Genomic DNA, 19,852 nt, shown 5'->3' with positions numbered 1-19,852 from the left:
CCCTGAACCGCGTTTTGGCTTCGGATCGGGGCGGGGGAGGGACTGCGCGTTCCCGGGCGATTGGTAGATCGGCTGCGGTTTGTCGGGGGCGTTGGCCGGCGGTTTGTGGGTGTGGTTCCCGCTGTGGAGGGAGGCGGGAAGGCGAAGCGGCTGGGAGGATCCGGGGGTGGGAGTTCTCCGGCCGGTGGTGAGCGGGGTGACCTATCGCCGATGGGTCTACCTGATCCTGGGCGGGGCGATCAGCGTGCCGTACCTGTTGTTCGCGGCGGTGGCGGTGCCTTCGCTGACACCGTTCGTGACGTCGCTGGGGTGGGCGTCGGCGCTCGGGGCTTTGGTGACGGTGGTGGTGTTGGGGGCGACGTCGTTCCTGCCGGCGGTGCGGGTGCTGGAGGCGGCCGCGGTGCGGGAGCTGCTGGGCGAGGCGGCGGCGGGGCGGCCGGCCACCGTGCGGGCGCGGGCGCGGTACAGCGTGATGTTCGTACTGCACGTGGGGGTCGGGGCGGTGGTCAGCACCGTGACGCTCGCGGTGCCGGTGGGGTTCGGGTTTTCGGTAAGCGCGGTGTTCACGGGGAAGCTGGTGGACAACGGCACCGAGGTCCTCGCGGTGGACCGGGGGTGGGGGTCGGCGTGGCTGCCGGTGGCGTTCGCGGCCGCGTTCGTGGTGCTGGTCTACGCGGTGTGGGGCGTCGGCGGGCTGCTGCGGCGGGTGGCTGGGACATTGCTGGGGATGTCGGCGGCCGAGCGCATCGCGCAACTAGAGCGGCGGACCGAACAGCTGGCCGAGCGCACCCGGCTCGCGCGCGAGCTGCACGATTCGGTGGGGCACGCGCTGTCCGTGGTGACGGTGCAGGCGGGGGCCGCGCGCCGGACGCTGCGGACCGACCCGGGGTTCACCGAGCAGGCGCTCACGGCCATCGAGGAATCGGCGCGCACTGCGCTGGACGACCTCGATCACGTACTCGGGTTGTTGCGCGACGGGGCTTCGTCGCGCAACCCGCAGCCGGGCCTGGCGGAGCTGCCGGCGCTCGTCGAGGCAACGCGGCTGGCGGGCACGGAAGTGCACGCCGACGTGCAGGGTTCGCTGGGTGCGGTGCCCGCGGTCGTGTCGCGTGAGGTGTACCGGATCCTGCAGGAGTGCCTGACCAACGCGGTGCGCTACGCGGGCACGGTGCCGGTGAGTGTCGCCGTGGTGGTGTCGGCGGGGCAGCTGTGCGCGACGGTGGCGAACCCGCTGGGCGTGCCCCGCCCACCGCGGGCCCGAGGTGGGCGGGGCCTTCGGGGCATGGCCGAGCGTGCGGAGCTGCTGGGTGGCAAGCTGGCGGCGGGACCGGCGGGGGACCGGTGGGAGGTCGTGGTGACGGTGCCGTGGGGGAACCGATGAAGGTGACCGTGCTGCTGGTCGACGACGAACAGCTCATCCGCGCCGGCCTGCGCGCGATCGTCGACGCGGAGCCGGACCTCACGGTGGTCGGCGAGGCCGCCGACGGAGCCGAGGTGCCGGGCCTGGTCGCACGCCTGCGTCCCGACGTGGTGCTGATGGACGTGCGCATGCCCGCCGTCGACGGGATCCGCGCGACGCAGCACCTGATGTCTACTGTGGACGCTCCGCCGAAGGTGATCGTGGTGACCACCTTCGAAAACGACGACTACGTCTACGACGCCCTGCTCGCCGGCGCCAGCGGCTTCCTGCTCAAGCGCGCCCGCCCGGAGGAGATCGTCGCGGGCATCCGCACCGTGGCCACAGGTGAATCACTGCTCTTCCCGGCCGCCATCCGCCGCCTCGCCGCCGCCCACCCCCGCGGCCCGGCCCGCGACGGCCTCACCTCCGCCGCCCTCACCGACCGCGAGCGCGAAGTCCTGCGCCTCATGGCCGCCGGCCTGTCCAACACGGAAATCGCCACGGACCTCTACCTGGGCCTCCAAACGGTCAAAACCCACGTCGGCAACATCCTCTCCAAACTCGGCGCGCGCGACCGCACCCAGGCGGTGATCCGGGCTTACGAGTCGGGCTTCGTGACGCCGAAACCCTGAGCGGCCCGCACGTCTCGAATCCCGGCCCAGCCGCGCGCCGACGAAGCCACGGCCAGGTCGGTCGGCTCGTCAAGCCGAGCGACTGACCGCCACGTCGCGGCCGATGCCGCGGAGCACCTCGACGCGGTCGGAGCCCGGGCGGCTCAGGACCCAGCTCGAGCCGGGGACCGCTTTGGCTCGCTTTTTGAGCGGGGCGAGCAGGCGGGAGGCGTCGCGGTAGGAGGGGATGGAGCCGCTGCCGCAGACGAGGGTGGCCAGCGACACGGTGACCGGCATGCCCTCGGCGGACCAGTGCGTGTCGAGGAGGGCGGCGGCGACCGTGCCGATCTCGTCGACGTCGCAGACGATGAGGAAGTCGTCGCCGCCGACGTGGCTGACGCGCATGCGCGGGAGGCGCCGCGAGAGGCCCGTGAGGGTTTCGCCGAGGGCGCGGATGAGGTCGTCGCCCGCGGCGAAGCCGGCGTTGTCGTTCACGGACTTGAAGGAGTCCACGTCGAGCCACGCCGCCACGAACTGCTCGCCCGTGGAGATGCGGCGTTCGACGTCGCGCGCCACGGCCTCGCTGCCGGGCAGCCGCGTGAGCGGGCTCAGGGTCACGGCCTCCTCGACCTTCGCCTCGGCGACGCCGCGGACCACCTCGGTCACCAGGACCACGCCAAGAGTCCGGCCGGCGTTGTCGACCACGACCACGTCGTCGCCGGTGCGGCCCCAGTCGGCGTCGGTGACCAGCTCGAGGAACTCCAGCGCGCTCGCCGTGGCGTCGATGGTGTGCGGTTTGTCGGCCAGCCGCTCGGCCGGGCGCTTGGCGTGCAGGGCGTGGCCGTACGGGCCGGTCACAGCGACCAGGAACCGCGTGCGGTCGACCGACCACTGTGGACGGTTGTGCTCGTCGACGCCGATCACGCCGGTCGGGGCGTCGGCCGCCGCGAGGACCTCACGCACGGCGTCGCAGGTCGCGTCGGACGGCAGCGTGGTGGCGGGACGCAGGAAGTCGCCGACGCGGGGCGCGGTGGGCGGCGCGGGCGAGCGGCGGTCGTCGGGCACCACGGCGCCGGCCGACGGCGCGCTGCGGTGCGCGGCCGGGGGCGCCAGGAGGTTGCCCTGCGCGATGCGCACGCCGAGGTTCTGCGCCGCGTCCAGCTGCGGACCGGTCTCGATGCCGGTCGCGACGAGCCGGATGCCGGTGCGCGTCGTGAAGTGCAGCAGCGACTCGACCACGGCCACCGCCGCCGGCTCGTCCGGCAGGCCGCGCAGCACGCTGCGGTCGAGCTTCACCAAGTCCACGGGCGCTTGGGCCAGCAACGCGAGCGGGAGGTCGCCGCGACCGAGGCCGTCGAGCGCCAGCCGGAAGCCCAGCTCCGACAAAGCCCGCATACCGCCCAGAAGCCGGTCTCCGGGCAGGTGCGTGAACGGCGGGCCGATCTCGAGGACCACGTCACGTGTGCGGCGGCCGGCGGCACCGAGCTCGGCGATCAGCTCGTCGAACGCGGCGGGGCCCGACGCGAGCGTGCGGGCGGAGATGTTCAGGTGCAGGGGCAGCGCGCTCGGGCGCTCGGCCTCCTGGCGCACCGCGGCCGCGGCGAGGCCCAGGTCGACCTCGGCCAGGCGGCCGGCGCGGCGGGCTTCGGCGAGCAGCTCGTGGGCCGTGCCCTTGCCGGGGCGGGCGAGCGCTTCGTACGCGACAACGCCGCCGGTGTGCAGGCTGTACATCGGCTGGAAGGCGAACCGGACCGCACGGGGCGTCGTCACCCGGAGATCGTCGCATCCTCTCGCGCGGAAACGAAACCGTTGTCGGCAGATGTTCACCGCGCCGGAACCTGAGTTACCTGAATCGGAGTAACGAAATCGGTAGCGATCACCCGTTCGGGATGGATTTCCGTGGGCCGTTCGGAAGTGTGAAAATTCCCGTCTTCACCATGCACTCACACGAACTCGCACACCGTCCGTGGTGGCCCGGCTCGCGGCAGTGACCAGCGGGTCCGTCCACCTGGAGCTTGATCGTTTGACCCGAAGAATTTTCGGATACGGAATTCGCGGACCGTCCCCGTCCGGCCCGCCGCTTCCGCACGTGGTACCGCTCCCGGCTGTGCGCCGGAGCATTCGGCCGCCGATTTCGACGCCGTTACCGAATCGTATTCGGCCGGCGGCCCGCGAGCCGCGCGCGCAGCGTCGGCGGCGCCGCGCGGAACAGCCGGGCCATCGCCGCCGCCGTGCCCGGCAGGTCTTCCCGGCCCGACGTGTAGGCCTGCTGCACCGGAGCCGGCAGCGCGAAGAAGAGGTCGAAGAACTCGGCGAGCTCGGCGGGCGACATCCGGCGCAAAGCGCGCAATCCGTACTGCCGCAGGGAATGCACGGCCCGCGCCTCGGTCGTCCACAGTGTCCGGCGGGCCGCGCGCACGGCTGCCCGTGGCCCGGCCTCGAAGGCGCCCGCCAGCGCCGCGGCCACGCGCGGAGCCAGCCGCAGCGCGGTCGCGACGCTGTACCCGGTGGCGGGGTGCACGAGCCCGGCGGCGACCCCGAACGGGACCACCGCGCCGCGCCCCGGCAGCGGTACGTCGAGCACGATCCGCACCCGTTCCTCTCGGCCGTGCGGCCGCAGCCCCGCGCCCGCGAGCCGGGTCCGCAGCCGCGCGGCGAGCTCTTCCACCGGCACGCCCGGCCGGTGCGCGAGTGACGTCTCTTCGACGAGCACCGAGCCGTCGCCCAGCGGGAGCAGGTAGCGGAAGCTCGGCGCGCCGTCGCGCCAGTCCATGAACACGGCCGTGTCCGAAGCGCCGGGCACCAGCCGCTCGGCGTCGGCGGCCGGCAGGACCAGCCCGTACGCGGTCTGCTCGGCGCGGTGCCCACGAGGCGGGCCGCCGGACAGCACCCGGTTCCGCCCCGACGCGTCCACGACTACCGCCGTGGCGAGCCGACGGTCGTCGGCGAGCACCACCGTCGAGCCGTGGTGCCCGTGCTCGGCGCGCGCGACCCGCCCGGCCACCACCGTCACCGGCGCGGCCGTGAGCCACGACCGCAGACCGGCGTTGTCGAGCACGAGGTAGCCGCGGTCGAGCCGGTGCTCGCACGTGCCGAACGCGACCGTCGCGCTGGGTGCCGACGCGATCACCTCGCCCGGCAGCCCGGGCAGCTCGTCGGCCCACGCGCTGTAGGTGGCACGCCACGGTGCCTGCGGCGCGGCGTCGACGAGCGTGGTCGCGAGCCCGCGCCGGGCGCAGGCGCGCGCCAGCGCCCACCCGGCGGGCCCGCCGCCCGCGATCAGCACGTCGCTCACCCGTCCGATCCTGCCGTATCCGGCGAGTCCGCCGGGGGCCGGACAGATACGGTGGAGCGCATGGCCGAGACCGACCCGAGAGCCGCGCGCAGGGACCCGTCGAGCTCCGTGGGCGGGTTCACGGACCTCGCCACCAGCCCGTTCCGCATCGATCGCGACCGCATCGCCGCGTCGCCGTTCTTTGCGCGCCTGGGCGGGGTCACGCAGGTGGTCAGCGCCGGCGGCGCCGGGCTGCTGCACAACCGGCTCACCCACAGCCTCAAGGTCGCGCAGGTCGCCCGCGCGATCGCCGAGCGGATCACCGCGGCCAGCGAGTCGGCCGAGCTGGCCGCGAAGCTCGGCGGCTGTGACCCCGACGTCTGCGAGGCCGCCGCGCTCGCCCACGACCTCGGGCACCCGCCGTTCGGCCACCTCGGCGAGCAGACGCTCGACCGCATCGCCCGCCACCGGTTCAGCCTGGCCGACGGCTTCGAGGGCAACGCGCAGACGTTTCGCATCCTCACCACCACCGACGTGCGCGGTCCATCGGCGATCGGTCTCGACCTCACCGCGGCCGTGCGCGCCGCGGTGCTGAAGTACCCGTGGGCGCGGCTGCACTACCCCGAGCCGCACCCCACGGAAATGCGCACGCCTCCCCGCGGCGCGGCCGAGCCCGACGGCTCACCGGGCACCGGCGCGAGCAAGTTTTCCGCCTACGCCACCGAACTCGACGACTTCGCGCAGGCGCGTGGCCCGTTCATCGGGCGCATCGAGCCCTGGCAGCAGACCGTGGAGGCGTCGGTGATGGACACCGCCGACGACATCGCCTACGCGATCCACGACCTGCAGGACTTCCACCGCATCGGCGTGCTGCAGCACGCGCCGGTCGCCGCGGAGCTGGGGGAGTGGCTCGACCAGGCGCTGGAGCTGGCCTCGCTCGACGACGAGCGGGTCGCCGCGGAGCTGCGCCGCCCCGGCCGTTCGCTCGAACAGCTGCGCCGGCGCATGCACCTCAAGGACGGCTGGATCGCCGACGACGACGCGTTCGCCGCCGCGGTCCGGCGCGTGCAGCGAGAGCTCGTCGACGGGCTGCTGGAGAACGGCTTCGACGGTTCGATCGAGGCCGAGCAGGCCACGGCCGCGTTCTCGGCCGGCTGGATCTCGCGGCTCGTCGACGGCGTCTTCGTGCTGTCCTCGCCCTCCACTCGGTCCGGGCACGTCTCGCTGCGCACCGCGCAGTGGCACGAGGTGCAGGTGCTCAAGTTCGTGCACCGCCGGTTCGTGCTCCTGCGCCCGGACCTCGCGCTGCACCAGCGCGGGCAGGCCAGCCTCGTGACCACGCTCGTCGACGCGCTCGACGCGTGGCTGCTCGACCGAGACGAGATCGGCCGGCTGCCCCGCCGGCTGCACGACCTCGTGGAGCTCGCGCAGGACGAGTACGCCGGACTGGTCCACACCATGCCGGAAGTGCTCGTGGGCGCGACCGGCGAACGCGTGGAGGGCACCGACGCAGTGCGCGGCCTCGCGCGCGGGCGCGCCGTGGTCGACTTTGTGGCTTCGCTCACCGACAAGCAGGCCGTGACGCTGCTCGACGCGCTGTCCGGGCGCGCCGCGCAGCCGTGGTCGGACTCGTTCGTGCTCTGAGGCCGCGCTCCGAAAGGCTGCCCGACCCGGCGCTTCGGGGCGGCACTGCCGCTGAATGGCCTACGACCTCCGGTGGGTATGGGAAAATCACGGCCATACGTCACTCTAACGGCTTCTTTTTCCGATTTAGCCACGGTACTTAGCTGGATCCAGCCGGTGATCACCGGCGTTGGCCAGCGTGAGTCGGGGCACGCGGTGCGAGATACGGAGGCGCACGTGCGTCGAAGCCGTTCGAAGAGACCCACCAGAACCAGAACCAGAACCAGAACCAGAGCCGCGAGCCGGACGACCGTCCTGGCCGCCGGCGCCGCGGCGCTGATCGCCGCGCTGGGCATCGTCACCCCGCCGGTCGCGGGCGCCGCCACGGCGTCCACACCGGACTCCTTCTCCGACAACTCAGCCCGGCAGATCGCGGCACTGCAGTCGATCAAGACCGGGCAGACCAAGGCAGAGTCCAAACTGGACAGCCGCCTGCTCGTCACGCAGAAGCTGCGTTCCCAAAAGCTGAGTGCCTCGGCCGTACCCGCGCTGGGGGCGGGTACGGCGAGCACCGCGGTCGTGGACATCCGTGTCACCAAGGTGTCCGACGCGCTGGTGAACGACCTGCGCAAGGCCGGCGCCGCCGTGCGCACGGTGTCGGACAAGGCCGCGAGCATCCGCGCCGAGGTGCCGCTCGCCGCGTTGCCGGCGATCGCCGCGCGCGCCGACGTGAAGCGGGTCGAGACCGCCGACCAGGCGATCACCGCCCGTGAGCTGGAAACCAAGGCGGGACAAGGGAAAACGGCGCCCGTCGAAACCAAGCAGCAGAAGGCCGCCCGGCTCGACGCCGCGTTGAACCAGGCCCTCGCGGCCAAGAACCGGCGTGCCGCCGCGGCCACCATCACCAGTGAGGGCGACCGCGCGCACAACGCCGACCTCGCCCGCCAGCAGTACGGCGTCACGGGCACCGGCGTGAAGGCGTGTGCGCTGTCCGACGGCGTCGACTCGCTCAAGGTCTCGCAGGCCAAGGGTGAGCTGCCGGCCGTCGACGTCGTTCCCGGCCAGGCCGGCGACGGCGATGAGGGCACCGCGATGCTCGAGATCATCCACGACCTCGCGCCCAACGCGGCTCTCGGTTTCGCCTCCGCGTTCGCCTCCGACGCGAGCTTCGCCGACAACATCCGCAAGCTGCGCTTCGAGTCGCACTGCGACGTGATCGTCGACGACGTCATCTACTTCAAGGAATCCCCGTTCCAGGACTGGATCATCGCCCAGGCCGTGAACGACGTGACCGCCGACGGCGCGCTCTACTTCTCCTCCGCGGGCAACGAGGGCAACGTCGCCGACGGCACCGCCGCCCACTGGGAGGGCGACTTCGCCGACTCCGGCAAGTCGGTCGGCAAGTTCGCCGGCACCGCGCACAACTTCGCGGGCGCGGCGGGCAACCAGATCTTCGAGCCGATCTCCGACGCGTCGTCGGGGAACATCCCCGTGACGCTGCACTGGTCCGACCCGCTCGGCGCTTCGGGCGACGACTACGACCTCTACCTGCTCGACGCGGCGGGCAACGTCGTCGCGTTCAGCCAGGACGTGCAGGACGGCACCCAGGACCCGTACGAGCAGCTCGCCACCCCGCTCTTCGGCGGTACCGGTCTGCGGCTCGCGGTGGTCAAGTTCTCCGGCGAGGGCCGCTACCTCTCGCTGACGGCGTTCGGCAGCCGCTTCCGCGACTCGGCCGATGGCCTCAAGGCCTTCAGCACCCCGGGCGTCACGGTCGGGCACTCCTCGGCGCGCGACGCGTTCTCCGTCGCCGCGGCACCCGCGGCCGCCGCGTTCGGCCGGGCGCTCGAGCCGGGTGACCCGGCCAACCCGACCGGTCCGTTCCCCGGCGCGTTCTCCTCGGCCAGCAAGGCCGAGCGGTTCAGCTCCGACGGCCCGCGCCGGATGTTCTACGAGGCCGACGGCACGCCCATCACGCCGGGCAACGTCTCCTCGACCGGCGGCGAGGTCCGCGACAAGCCGGAGATCACCGCGGCGGACGGCGTCCGCACCTCGGTCGGCGGGTTCGACCCGTTCTTCGGCACCTCGGCCGCCGCGCCGCACGCCGCCGCCATCGCGAGCCTCGTGCTCTCGGGCAACCCCGGTCTGTCCGGTTCGGACGTTCGCGACGCGTTCCTCGCGACGGCCGTGGACATCGAGGCGCCCGGCAGCGACAACCTCACCGGCGCGGGCGTGGTCCTCGCCGACAAGGTGCTCGCCTACACCGGCGCCAGCCCGCAGCCCTACGCGCAGGCCAAGCAGCCCACCGTCACCGGGCCTGACGGCGGCAGCACCCTCGACCCCGGTGACACCGCGAAGGTGACGCTGCCGGTGACCAACACCGGCGACGGGGTCGCGTCGTCCACGAGCGTGGTGCTCACCACGACGACGCCCGGCGTCACGATCGCGCCGCGCGCCAAGTCGTACGGCACGATCAGCCCGGGCCAGACCGGCGTCAACGACTTCACCGTCACGGTCCCGGCCACCCAGGGTCTCGGCGTGCCGGTGGTGTTGTCGGCCAAGGTGACGTTCGCGGGTTCGTTCTCGCCGGTGACCAGCACGTTCGCCCTGCCGGTGGGCACGCCGTCGCCGGTGGTGCAGACCTTCTCCTACACCGGTGCGCCGGTCGCGATCCCGGACAACTCGCAGCTCGGCGCCTCGGTGCCGCTGGTGGTGAGCGGCGTCGGGGCCGCGTCGAAGGTCTCGGTCTCGATCGACGGTTCCAGCTGCACCGCCGACGAGGGCTCGACCACGGTCGGCCTGGACCACACCTACGTCGCGGACCTGGTCGGCACGCTGACCTCGCCCTCGGGCGCGTCGGCCACGCTGTTCCAGCGGGCCGGCAGCGGCGGCAACAACCTGTGCCAGGTCGTGTTCGACGACAGCGCCTCGGCGCTGCTGAGCACGGTCGGGTCGCAGTTCGCGCCGTTCACGGGCACGTACCTGCCGATCGACCCGCAGACCCCGCTCGCCGGGACCTCGGCCGACGGGACGTGGACGTTCAAGGCGGTCGACGTCGCCGGCGGTGACTCGGGCTCGATCCGCAGCGTCTCGCTGCACGTCAACGGCTACGCCCAGGCTTCGTCGCCCGGCGCGGCCGCGGTCGTGCACAAGACGGTGAACACCGGCCCGGTGCACCCCGCGATCGCTTGATCCTCAGGTGAGTACGGGGCCGTCGCGATTCTCGCGGCGGCCCCGTTCTGTTGTCCGTACGGCTAGGCCGGGGGCGGACTACCGCGGCGACCGCACCTTCTCGTAGTGCCGCGCGGCCCGGGCGCGGTTGCCGCACGCGATGGAGCACCATTCGCGGCGCGGGTGGGTCTTCACGAAGAAGAGCACGCAGCCCGGCGCCTGACACGCTCGCAATTTCGCTGCCCCGGGGCCGCCCAGCAGGGCGATCGACTGCTGCGCGATGTCCGCCAGTCCGGCCGCGACCGGCGAGCTCGCGTAGGACAGGCCTTCCCTCAGCGTGCCGCCGGTCAGTTCGAGGAGGGGAATGGGCCGGTGGGTGACGACCTCGTTCAAATCCCGCAGCGCGGAATCCACGTCCGGGCTTCCGTGCTGCGCCAGCGGACGTTCGTCCTTCGTCACCATCGCCGCCAGGTGGCGGACGGCCGCGCGGAGCCGTCGCGCCGAGGCGAGGTCCGCGGAGGTCGCACCGGGGCCCGCGCTCCCGAAGCCGACCGCGTGCAGCCATTCGTCCACGTCGCCGGCCGAGGTCAGGTCGTCGTGGACGCCGTGGGTGTCGGCCCAGATGGTGGTCATGAGGCGAACGGGTACGGGCTCGTCGGGCAGTACCCAGGTCCGCTCGGCTGCTCCCATGTGGACACCTTATCACGGGTGGATGGGGTTGCATGCGTTAGAACGACCTCCTACTACTTCTCACGGAAAGTTCCAGATCTACCCGTGAGAAAGAGAGTTCGCATGACCACGACCATCACTCCTGTGGAGCCCGAGGCCGCGACGGGCGTCGCGAAGGAGCTCCTCGCCGAGGTGAACAAGGCGCTCGGGCTGGTGCCCAACATGACGAAGGTGATGGCGAACAGCCCGGCTCTGCTGAAGGCCTACCTGGCGCTGAGCGGGGCGGCGGCCGGCGGCGCGCTGAACGCCGGGATCCGCGAGCGGCTGGCGATCGCCACCGCTCAGCTCAACGGCTGCGAGTACTGCCTGTCGGCCCACACCTTCATCGGCGAGAACATCGCCTACGTCCCGGCCGGCGAGCTGGCGGCGGCGCGCAAGGCCGAGTCCGACGAGGCGCACGTCCAGGCCCTGCTCGAGCTGTCCAACGAGATCGCCTCCAACACCGGCAACGTCGGCGAAGACGCCCTCTCGAAGGCGCGCGCGGCCGGCGTGACCGACGAGGAAATCGGCGAACTGGTCCTGAACATCTCCCTCAACGTCCTGACGAACTACTTCAACGTGCTCGCGGGCGTCGAGAACGACTGGCCGGTGGTCTCGCTCTGATCCGGTCGGGGAACTGATCGTCGCGTGGCCTGCTCATCAAGCCGAGAGTCGATGAGCGGGCCCTCGTGCCGTGGCTGTCCGAAGTGGACGCGGTGGCGCTGGACGGACGCGGCCGAACAGGCGATCTTCACGGACGCGGTTCCAGGGGAAGCGTGAGACCCGCCACGCGGCGGAAAACCGTTCGGCGTCGCCCCGTACACTGGGTCACGTGGAACGGGAAATCCTCACGGAGTAGCTGCCGCATCGGGCGCTCGTGACCGATCTTCGCAGGGAGCGGAGACGGCGAGCGATGCCGGTGCCTGCCGCTGTCCACGTTCACCCCCGAATCCGGGAGTTCTCTTGATCACGGCCACTGGCCTCGAGCTGCGTGCCGGCTCGCGCATCCTGCTGAACGGCGCCGCCCTCCGCATCCAGCCCGGCGACCGCATCGGCCTCGTCGGCCGCAACGGCGCCGGCAAGACCACGTCGCTGAAGGTTCTCGCGGGCGAGGGCGAACCGCACGCGGGCGAAGTCCGCCGCAGCGGCGAGCTCGGCTACCTGCCGCAGGACCCGCGCGAGGGCGACCTGTCCGTCACGGCGAAGGACCGCGTGCTGTCCGCGCGCGGCCTCGACACGCTGCTGCGCGACATGGAAAAGGCGCAGACCGCGATGTCCGAGCTCGTCGACGACAACCAGCGCGACAAGGCCATCAACCGCTACAGCCGCCTCGAAGAGCGGTTCGCCTCCCTGGGCGGGTACGCCGCCGAGAGCGAGGCCGCGCGCATCTGCTCGAACCTCGGTCTCGCCGACCGCGTGCTCGCGCAGACGCTCAACACGCTCTCCGGCGGCCAGCGCCGGCGGGTGGAGCTGGCGCGCATCCTGTTCGCGGCCGCCGAGGCCGGCGCGGGCGGCAAGTCCGAGACGATCCTGCTGCTCGACGAGCCGACCAACCACCTCGACGCCGACTCGATCACGTGGCTGCGCGGCTTCCTCAAGCAACATGACGGCGGTCTCGTGGTGATCAGCCACGACGTGGAGCTGCTCGCCGACGTCGTGAACAAGGTCTGGTTCCTCGACGCCACGCGCGGCGAGATCGACCTCTACAACATGAGCTGGCAGCGCTACCTCGACGCGCGCGCCACCGACGAGAAGCGCCGCCGCCGCGAGCGCGCAAACGCCGAGAAGAAGGCGTCGGCGTTGCAGCAGCAGGCCGCGAAACTCGGGGCCAAGGCGACGAAGGCCGTGGCGGCCAAGAACATGGCGCGCCGCGCGGAGCAGATGCTCTCGCAGCTCGACGACACGCGTCAGGCCGACAAGGTCGCGCGGATCAAGTTCCCGGAACCCGCCCCGTGCGGACGCACGCCGCTCACGGCCGACGGGCTGTCGAAGTCCTACGGCTCGCTCGAGATCTTCACCGGAGTCGATCTGGCGATCGACCGCGGCTCGAAGGTCGTCGTACTCGGTTTGAACGGTGCCGGAAAGACGACATTGCTCCGGCTGCTCGGCGGAATGGAAACTCCGGATACGGGTTCCGTCGAGCCGGGTCACGGATTGCGTTTGGGCTATTACGCACAGGAACACGAAACTCTCGACCACGATGCGAGCGTGTGGGAAAACATCCGACACCTCGCGCCGGACACGGGCGCGCAGGAGTTGCGGAACCTGCTCGGTTCGTTCCTGTTCACGGGTGAACAACTCGACCAGCCCGCCGGCACGCTTTCCGGCGGCGAGAAGACCCGCCTGGCGCTGGCCGGACTCGTCTCCAGTGCGGCGAACGTGCTGCTCCTGGACGAACCGACCAACAACCTCGATCCGGCCAGCCGTGCGCAGGTCCTGGACGCCCTGCGCAGCTTCGCGGGCGCCGTGGTGCTGGTGACGCACGACCCGGGTGCGGTCGAGGCGCTGGAGCCCGAGCGCGTGATCCTGCTGCCCGACGGGACCGAGGATCATTGGTCCCCGGATTATCTGGAACTTGTCCAGCTAGCGTGATCAGATACGGCCATTTGGGTGCTTGTCACGCCTCGTGAAGCACTTGAATGGCCCAATGTGATCGCAATTTCGCTCGTTTTACGTCTGTCGTCTGGCATTCCTGGGCTTCGTGTTCGATCATTGCCCCGGCAGGGGCCGTCAAATGGCCCAGAACTCCACTCGGCGGGAAGGCGATCGACGTGGCTGATCTCAAGAAAGGCGCGCGGATCACCGGCAACACGCGCGACAAGCTGGCCGCTGACCTGAAGAAGAAATACGAGAAGGGCTCGAGCATCCGGGCCCTTGCTGAGTCCACGGGGCGTTCCTACGGGTTCGTGCACCGTGTTCTCTCTGAGTCCGGGGTCCAGCTGCGGGGGCGCGGCGGGGCCACGCGGGTCAAGAAGAAGTAGCAGTACCAGGCCGACTGCGCGGGGGGCGCAGTCCCTGTTCGGCCGCTCGGAACGTCAGCACTCCTCCGAGCAGCACCAACGGATAAACCAGGTAGCCGTAGCGGGTTGCCGGGGTGAGCAGGACCAACGCGCCGAGCCCGACGGCGATCCGCAAGAGCGCGGCGGATCCCGTCGCGGGGGGACGGCGCACCAGCCACACCAGCATCGCCACTGCTGCGGCCGCCACCAGGACGAGTGAGATCACGCGGCCCGCTGAGCCGGTTTCCGCGATCAGGTGGCCCGGAAGCGGGCTCGCCGCGGGGGAGCGCACCACGCCCATCCCGAGCGGAAACCGGATCACGTGCTCCACGAACGCGTCCGGGGCGACCAGGTACACCGGCAGGTGCAGCACCACGGTCGCACTGACCAAAGTGGTCACGAACCACGCGAGCGCTCTGCGGTCGCGTGAATTTCCGTTGTGCGTACGGCAGAACACGAAGACCGCGAGCACGGCCGCGGCCGGCGCGACGATGAGCTTCGCGCTGATCACGAGTGCCAGCACGAAACCCGACCAGCCCGCGCGCCCGGTTGCAGCGAGTGCGCACGCGAGCACGAGCAGTCCCACAATGGCGAGATCGGGACCGGCGACGGCCCAAGTCAATGCGGTGAGTGGGCACGCGATTGCCAATTGTGCCGAAAGAACCGGAATTCTCGGCCATTTCAGCATTCGTAGTGAGGCGATCACACAGAGAGACGCACAAAGTGCGAACATCCACCGGGCATCGGTGAGCGCATTGGTGAACGGCGTTCCCCCGAACAACGCGCGCGGAAGGCCGAACACTGTCATCACGGGCCCGTAGGGCGTGTAGTCGTTCACCTCGGGAGCGCGCCCGAGAGCGGTGACGTCGACGTAGGGCGTGCCGTGCTGAAGCAGCAGGCTCGCGCTGCGCTCGATCACCCACACTTCGGGCTGCGCGGCCCACGAGAACGGCGTGACGAGCCAGTCGACCCCGGTCAGTCGGCGAATAACGAGCACCACGAGCGGGATGATCATCGCCAACAACCCGATCACCGCGATCGAGCACCACCGCGAGCCGAGCGGGCCGCGGGGCGTGCGCCCGAGCCGTGCCGACACGAGCAGCCAGCCGCTGTGGGCCGCGGCGAAGCCGTACGCGGCCGTCGCGAAGTTGGCCCAGATGCGGTAGCCGTAGAACTCGGACTTGAGCGCGCTGATCAACGCGAAGGCGAAGCAGCCCAGGTAGAACACGAGATCCCAGGTGAAGACGCGCCGGGCCCGGTCCGCGGCGGCCCGGGCCGGCGCCATCAGCAGATGCACCGCTTCCCCCTCACGAACCTGGCCGTCCCCGTCGCGTCAGGCTACCGAGGGCGTCCGGATCACCCGTGCTCGCCCGTTCGGCCCAGTTCGCGCAGCCGCGGGAGCAGTGCGGCCGCCTGCTTCGCCCGGCCCACGGTGTCGCCGGTGGACGGGAGCATGAGGACGAGGTCGGTGAACCCGGAGTCGAGGTAGGTCCGCGCCTCGCGCAGGGTGTCGTCGTCCTCGGCCGAGAGCCGGAACTGCACGGCCCGGCGCACCGTCGCCGGGCCACGGCCGACCGCCGCGCAGTGCCGGTCGAGCACGCCCGAAAGCCGCGTGAGCTCCTCGACGGGCGTCCCCGGCAGGCTCGCGTTGAGCCACACGTCGGCGTGCTCGGCGACGATCCGCAGGCCGCGGCGCTCGCCGTTGCTGCCGAGCCACAGCGGCGGCTTCGGCGTCTGCACGGGTTTCGGGTCGCTCGTCGCGGCCGTCAGCCGGTAGTGGGCACCGCTGAAGTCGGCGACCGGGCGCGTCCACAGCAGGTCGAGGACGGTGCACGCCTCGGCGAGCCGCTCGACGCGTTCGCGGGCCGGCGGGGTCGGCATGCCGAGCATCGTGTCGGCGAGCTCGTCGCCACCCGCGCCGAGGCCCACGTCGAGCCGGCCGCCGCAGAGGTGGTCGATCGTCGCGGCCATCTTGGCCAGCACGGCCGGGTGCCGGTTGGTGTTGCCCGACACCAGACAGCCGATCCGGACGTGGTGCGTGGCCTCGGACATGGCGGCGAGCAGGGTCCAGGCCTCGAAGACGGCGCCGGTGCGGACGGGGCCCATGGGGGCGAAGTGGTCGAAGGTCCAGAGGCCGTCGAACCGCGCGTCGTCGGCGATCGCCCAGATCTCGCGCAGCGTCGCGACGTCCGTGAACTGCTGGGCGGGTTTCAGTCCGAAGGTCACCATGGGGGACTCCTGATCGTCAGGTAGAGAAATCATCAGGACTACTGATGATCAGGGTAGGGCTAGGATGCGGTTCATGTCGAGTGCCCCCGAAACCCCGGCCGTCGTGACCCGCCGGCTCGGTTATCTGCTCAAGCATGCGCAGCTGCGGCTGGCCGAGCTGCAGGAGCCGCTACTCGCACCCCACGGGGTGACCGGGCGGCAGGTCGCCGTGCTCGCGCTGCTGGCCGACGGCGAGCCGCAGGCGCAGCAGGAGGCGGCCGCGCGGCTCGGCGTGGACCGGACGACCATGGTGCAGCTCGTCGACGAACTGGAGGACAAGGCGCTCGTGCGGCGCCACGTCGATCCCGCCGATCGCCGCCGCCGGATCGTGACGCCGACGGAGGAGGGGCTGCGCGTGCTGAAGGCGGCCACCGAGGCGTCAGAGGAGGCCGAACGGCGGCTGCTGGACCCGCTCGACGGGCGCGAGGCCGACGCGCTGCGCGAGGCGCTGCGGGCGGTTGTTCACCGCCGGTGAACGCCCCGGGTGGACGCCACAGGGAAGAACTCGGGACGAACCGGCGTTGTGCTGGGCATCTCTGGAAAAAAGCTCAAGTAATATAGAAGTTTTGTCGACCGGGGGAAAGGCTCCACATGGACAACACGTGGGCGTTGCTCGGCTCCGCGATGCGCGGGGCCGACACGCCGAGGGCGCTCACGCGCGGCACCGTGAAACGGGTCGGGCGCTTCGCTCGTCCGCACTGGGTGCGGCTGCTCGTCTTCCTGGTTCTGACGGTGGTGTCCGCCGTGCTGGCGGTGACCACGCCCGTGCTGGCGGGCAAGGTCGTCGACGCGATCGTCGGTCACCAGGACCTGCCGCTGATCATCTGGCTCGCCGTGGTGATCGCGGTGCTCGCCATCCTCGACGCCGGGCTGGGGCTGGCGGAGCGGTGGCAGTCGGCGCGCATCGGCGAGGGGATCATCCTCGACCTGCGCGTCGCCGTGTTCGCGCACGTGCAGAAGCTGCCCATCGCGTTCTTCACGCGCACCCGTACCGGCGCGCTGGTGAGCCGGCTCAACAACGACGTGATCGGCGCGCAGCGCACGTTCACCGCGACGCTCTCGGGCCTGGTCACCAACGTGATCCAGCTCGTGCTCTCGCTCGCGGTGATGGTGACGCTGTCGTGGCAGGTCACGGTCTTCGCGCTGGTGCTGCTGCCGATCTTCGTGCTCCCGGCACGCCGGCTGGGCCGCCGGATGGCCGGGCTGCAGCGCGAGTCGGCGCAGCTCAACGCCGGCATGACCACGCAGATGACCGAGCGGTTCTCGGCGCCGGGCGCCACGCTCGTGAAGCTGTTCGGCCGGCCGCGCCAGGAAGTCGGCGAGTTCAGCGACCGCGCCGGGCGCGTGCGCGACATCGGCGTGCGCACCGCGATGCTCACCCGCTGGTTCATGACCAGCCTCACGCTCGTGTCGGCGCTCGCGCAGGCACTGGTCTACGGCCTCGGCGGCTACCTCGCCTTCACCGGCCAGATCGCGCCCGGCACCGTGGTGGCACTGGCGCTGCTGCTGACCCGCCTCTACGCGCCGCTCACGGCGCTGGCCAACGTCCGCGTGGACGTGATGACCGCGCTGGTGTCGTTCGAGCGGGTCTTCGAGGTGCTCGACCTCGACCCGATGATCAAGGAACCGGCGAAGCCGAAGGCGCTGCCCGCGGGCGGCGTGGCCGTGGAGTTCGAGGACGTGCGCTTCGGGTACCCGGCGGCCGACCGGTTCTCGCTGGCGTCGCTGGAAGACGTGGCCACTTTGGACAGCCGCGGGGGCGAAGAGGTGCTGCACGGCATCAGCTTCCGCGCCGAACCGGGACAGATGGTGGCTTTGGTCGGCTCCTCGGGTGCCGGCAAGTCGACCATCGCCTCGCTGCTGCCGCGCCTTTACGACGTGGACGGTGGTGCGGTCCGGTTGTCCGATGTGGACGTCCGCGACCTGGACTTCGCGGCGCTGCGCGCCACCGTGGGCGTGGTGACGCAGGACGGGCACCTGTTCCACGACACCATCCGCGCCAACCTGGCCTACGCCCGCCCGGGCGTGACCGACGACGAGATCTGGGCCGCGCTGGAGCAGGCCCGCCTGGCCCACCTGGTGCAGTCGCTGCCCGACGGCCTCGACACGACCGTCGGCGAACGCGGCTACCGCCTCTCCGGCGGCGAACGCCAGCGGCTCACCATCGCGCGGCTCCTGCTGGCGCAGCCGAAGGTCGTGGTGCTGGACGAGGCCACGGCGCACCTGGATTCCGAATCGGAGGCCGCGGTCGGCGAGGCCCTCACGGGTGCGCTCGAAGGCCGCACGGCGCTCGTGATCGCGCACCGGCTCTCGACCGTCCGCGCCGCCGACCTGATCCTGGTCGTCGAGGACGGCCGGATCGTCGAACGCGGCACGCACGAACAGCTGCTGGCCCTCGGCGGCCGCTACGCCGAGCTGCACCGCACGCAGTTCGACGAGGAGCCGACGGCCGTCGCGTGACACACTGTGAAGGGCGCCTCGAGAAGACTCGAGGCGCCCTTGGCGTATCCGCTCAGTGTTCGAGGCAGGCGAAGGTCGCGTTGACGAGCGCCATCTTGCGCGGGTCGTCACGCAGCAACGGGCCCATGCGGTTCATCACGTAACCGAAGCCCACGCCGGCCTCCGGGTCGGCGCCACCGGACGAGCCGCCGAGGCCGTCGTGGCCGAACGCGGCCGGGTTGGGACCGAAGCCGCGTGCGTCGCTGCCGAGGTAGAAACCCAGCGCCCACTCGTTGGGCACGCCGGCGACCACGTCGACCGAGGCGCCTTGGCCTTCGCGGGCCCGGGCGAGCGCGCCGGCCGAGATCAGGCGTTCGGAGCCGTCGGCCAGCGCGCCGTAGATGATCGCGAGCCCCTTCGCCGTGCCGTGGCCGTTGAGCGCGGGCATCACGGCGCGCCGCCACGCGGGATCGTTGGCGTGGTGGCCTTCCACGCGCGGGTTCGCCATGGCGGCGAGCGCGACCGGGCCGGCGTTCGCGAACGCCTCGGTGAGCGCCGTGGTCATCTCCGGCGTGAGCACCGGCTCCACGAGCGTCGAGCAGCGCCCGAGGTCGGCTTCCCTGACGCCGATGGAGAAATCCGCATCGAGGGGACCTGCGACGTGCTCGGCGAAGAACGCGTCGATGCCCTGCCCGGCCACGCGGCGCACGACCTCGCCGACGAGGAATCCGTAGGACAGCGCGTGGTACCCGCTGGCCGAGCCGGGCGGGAACAGCGGTTCCTGCGCGGCCAGCAGCCCCGTGATGTGGTCCCAGTCGTAGAGCTCCTCGACCTTCACCGGGCGCGCCAGGCCGATGCCGACGACACCGGAGCGGTGCGAGAGCAGCCACCGCACCGGGATGTCCTGCTTGGCCGCCGTAGCGAACTCGGGCCAGTACCGCGCCACGGGGGCGTCGAGGTCCAGCTCGCCGGCGTCGGCGAGCTGGTGCGCGCAGATCGCCGCCATGCCCTTGGTGGTGGACCAGACATTGGTCAGCGTGTCCGGCCGCCACGGCGTGGTGCGGCCCGGATCCGCCCAGCCGGCCCAGAGATCGACCACGACCTCGCCGTGATGGGTCACGGCGAAGGCCGCGCCCAGCTCGTCGCGCTCGGAGATGTTCTCGACGAACGCGTCCTGCACCGCCTCGAACCCGGGCGCGCAGGTGCCGTGCAGGGGCACGGCCGTCTCATCATCCATGCTGGCCCGCCTCCACTCGACACCGACTGGTCGGTACGCCGAAGTTAGAAGGGCGGACCGGGCCCGTCAAGACCTGCCGGGCCCGGTCCTTTTTCGCCGGGTGCGACCCCGGTTCGCGACGGG

General features: G+C 71.5%; 15 protein-coding genes. 9 read left to right on the top strand and 6 right to left on the bottom strand.

The features are described from left to right. Positions 1-166 precede the first annotated feature (166 nt). Both AB0H62_RS41240 and AB0H62_RS41235 read left to right on the top strand, forming a co-directional pair. Positions 167-1,381, top strand: coding sequence for a histidine kinase (locus tag AB0H62_RS41240; RefSeq protein ID WP_360591958.1), 1,215 nt, complete (start codon positions 167-169; stop codon positions 1,379-1,381). Next, positions 1,378-2,031 carry a response regulator transcription factor gene (locus AB0H62_RS41235; RefSeq protein ID WP_220247536.1) on the top strand — a complete coding sequence of 218 codons (654 nt, stop codon included), beginning with the start codon at positions 1,378-1,380 and terminating at the stop codon, positions 2,029-2,031. Before AB0H62_RS41240 ends, AB0H62_RS41235 begins: the two co-directional genes overlap by 4 nt. A gap of 69 nt (positions 2,032-2,100) precedes the next feature. Here AB0H62_RS41235 and AB0H62_RS41230 read toward each other — a convergent pair whose 3' ends face one another. Together AB0H62_RS41230 and AB0H62_RS41225 are read right to left on the bottom strand one after the other, a co-directional pair. Then, positions 2,101-3,780, bottom strand: coding sequence for a GGDEF domain-containing protein (locus AB0H62_RS41230; protein ID WP_360591957.1), 1,680 nt, complete (start codon positions 3,778-3,780; stop codon positions 2,101-2,103). 373 nt (positions 3,781-4,153) lie between these two features. Beyond that, positions 4,154-5,305, bottom strand: a complete 1,152-nt coding sequence (locus AB0H62_RS41225; protein ID WP_220238740.1) for a lycopene cyclase family protein — start codon at positions 5,303-5,305, stop codon at positions 4,154-4,156. A 60-nt stretch (positions 5,306-5,365) separates the two neighbouring features. Between AB0H62_RS41225 and dgt the strand changes: the two genes are divergently transcribed. Together dgt and AB0H62_RS41215 are read left to right on the top strand one after the other, a co-directional pair. Then, a complete protein-coding gene (gene dgt / locus AB0H62_RS41220) occupies positions 5,366-6,928 on the top strand; it encodes a dGTP triphosphohydrolase (RefSeq protein WP_220238741.1) in 1,563 nt (520 codons plus the stop codon). Positions 6,929-7,243: 315 nt separating this feature from the next. After that, on the top strand, positions 7,244-10,099 hold the full coding sequence (locus tag AB0H62_RS41215) for a S8 family serine peptidase (RefSeq protein WP_255638809.1): 2,856 nt from the start codon (positions 7,244-7,246) through the stop codon (positions 10,097-10,099). A 78-nt stretch (positions 10,100-10,177) separates the two neighbouring features. On the opposite strand, the gene AB0H62_RS41210 is transcribed toward AB0H62_RS41215, so the two are convergent. Further along, complete coding sequence (locus tag AB0H62_RS41210; protein ID WP_220238743.1) at positions 10,178-10,768, bottom strand: ABATE domain-containing protein; 591 nt, start codon at positions 10,766-10,768, stop codon at positions 10,178-10,180. Positions 10,769-10,870: 102 nt separating this feature from the next. Here AB0H62_RS41210 and AB0H62_RS41205 point away from each other — a divergent pair, with 102 nt between their 5' ends. The 3 genes from AB0H62_RS41205 (at position 10,871) to AB0H62_RS41195 (ending at position 13,767) form a co-directional block, all read left to right on the top strand. Beyond that, positions 10,871-11,410: a carboxymuconolactone decarboxylase family protein gene (locus tag AB0H62_RS41205; RefSeq protein ID WP_360591956.1), complete on the top strand. Its 540-nt coding sequence runs from the start codon at positions 10,871-10,873 to the stop codon at positions 11,408-11,410. Between the two features lie 339 nt (positions 11,411-11,749). Next, a complete protein-coding gene (locus AB0H62_RS41200; protein ID WP_220238744.1) occupies positions 11,750-13,378 on the top strand; it encodes an ABC-F family ATP-binding cassette domain-containing protein in 1,629 nt (542 codons plus the stop codon). A 179-nt stretch (positions 13,379-13,557) separates the two neighbouring features. Beyond that, positions 13,558-13,767: a helix-turn-helix domain-containing protein gene (locus AB0H62_RS41195; protein WP_003071237.1), complete on the top strand. Its 210-nt coding sequence runs from the start codon at positions 13,558-13,560 to the stop codon at positions 13,765-13,767. Here AB0H62_RS41195 and AB0H62_RS41190 read toward each other — a convergent pair. Both AB0H62_RS41190 and AB0H62_RS41185 read right to left on the bottom strand, forming a co-directional pair. Continuing rightward, the gene (locus AB0H62_RS41190; protein WP_220247538.1) at positions 13,754-15,070 is read right to left on the bottom strand and encodes a glycosyltransferase 87 family protein; all 1,317 of its coding nucleotides are present in this window, start codon (positions 15,068-15,070) and stop codon (positions 13,754-13,756) included. The two genes, AB0H62_RS41195 and AB0H62_RS41190, sit on opposite strands and share 14 nt — an antisense overlap. Before the next feature lie 71 nt (positions 15,071-15,141). Continuing rightward, positions 15,142-16,014, bottom strand: coding sequence for an LLM class flavin-dependent oxidoreductase (locus AB0H62_RS41185; protein WP_220238745.1), 873 nt, complete (start codon positions 16,012-16,014; stop codon positions 15,142-15,144). Between the two features lie 73 nt (positions 16,015-16,087). On the opposite strand from AB0H62_RS41185, the gene AB0H62_RS41180 reads away from it, so the two are divergent. Next, positions 16,088-16,528, top strand: a complete 441-nt coding sequence (locus tag AB0H62_RS41180) for a MarR family transcriptional regulator (protein ID WP_220238746.1) — start codon at positions 16,088-16,090, stop codon at positions 16,526-16,528. Positions 16,529-16,644: 116 nt separating this feature from the next. Continuing rightward, on the top strand, positions 16,645-18,513 hold the full coding sequence (locus tag AB0H62_RS41175; RefSeq protein WP_220238747.1) for an ABC transporter ATP-binding protein: 1,869 nt from the start codon (positions 16,645-16,647) through the stop codon (positions 18,511-18,513). 52 nt (positions 18,514-18,565) lie between these two features. Here AB0H62_RS41175 and AB0H62_RS41170 read toward each other — a convergent pair whose 3' ends face one another. Further along, a complete protein-coding gene (locus AB0H62_RS41170; RefSeq protein ID WP_220238748.1) occupies positions 18,566-19,729 on the bottom strand; it encodes a serine hydrolase domain-containing protein in 1,164 nt (387 codons plus the stop codon). Positions 19,730-19,852: the final 123 nt, after the last annotated feature.

It is taken from the genome of Amycolatopsis sp. NPDC050768 (assembly GCF_040654155.1).
GTDB lineage: Bacteria > Actinomycetota > Actinomycetes > Mycobacteriales > Pseudonocardiaceae > Amycolatopsis.
This window is presented reverse-complemented; position numbering and strand designations above follow the sequence as displayed.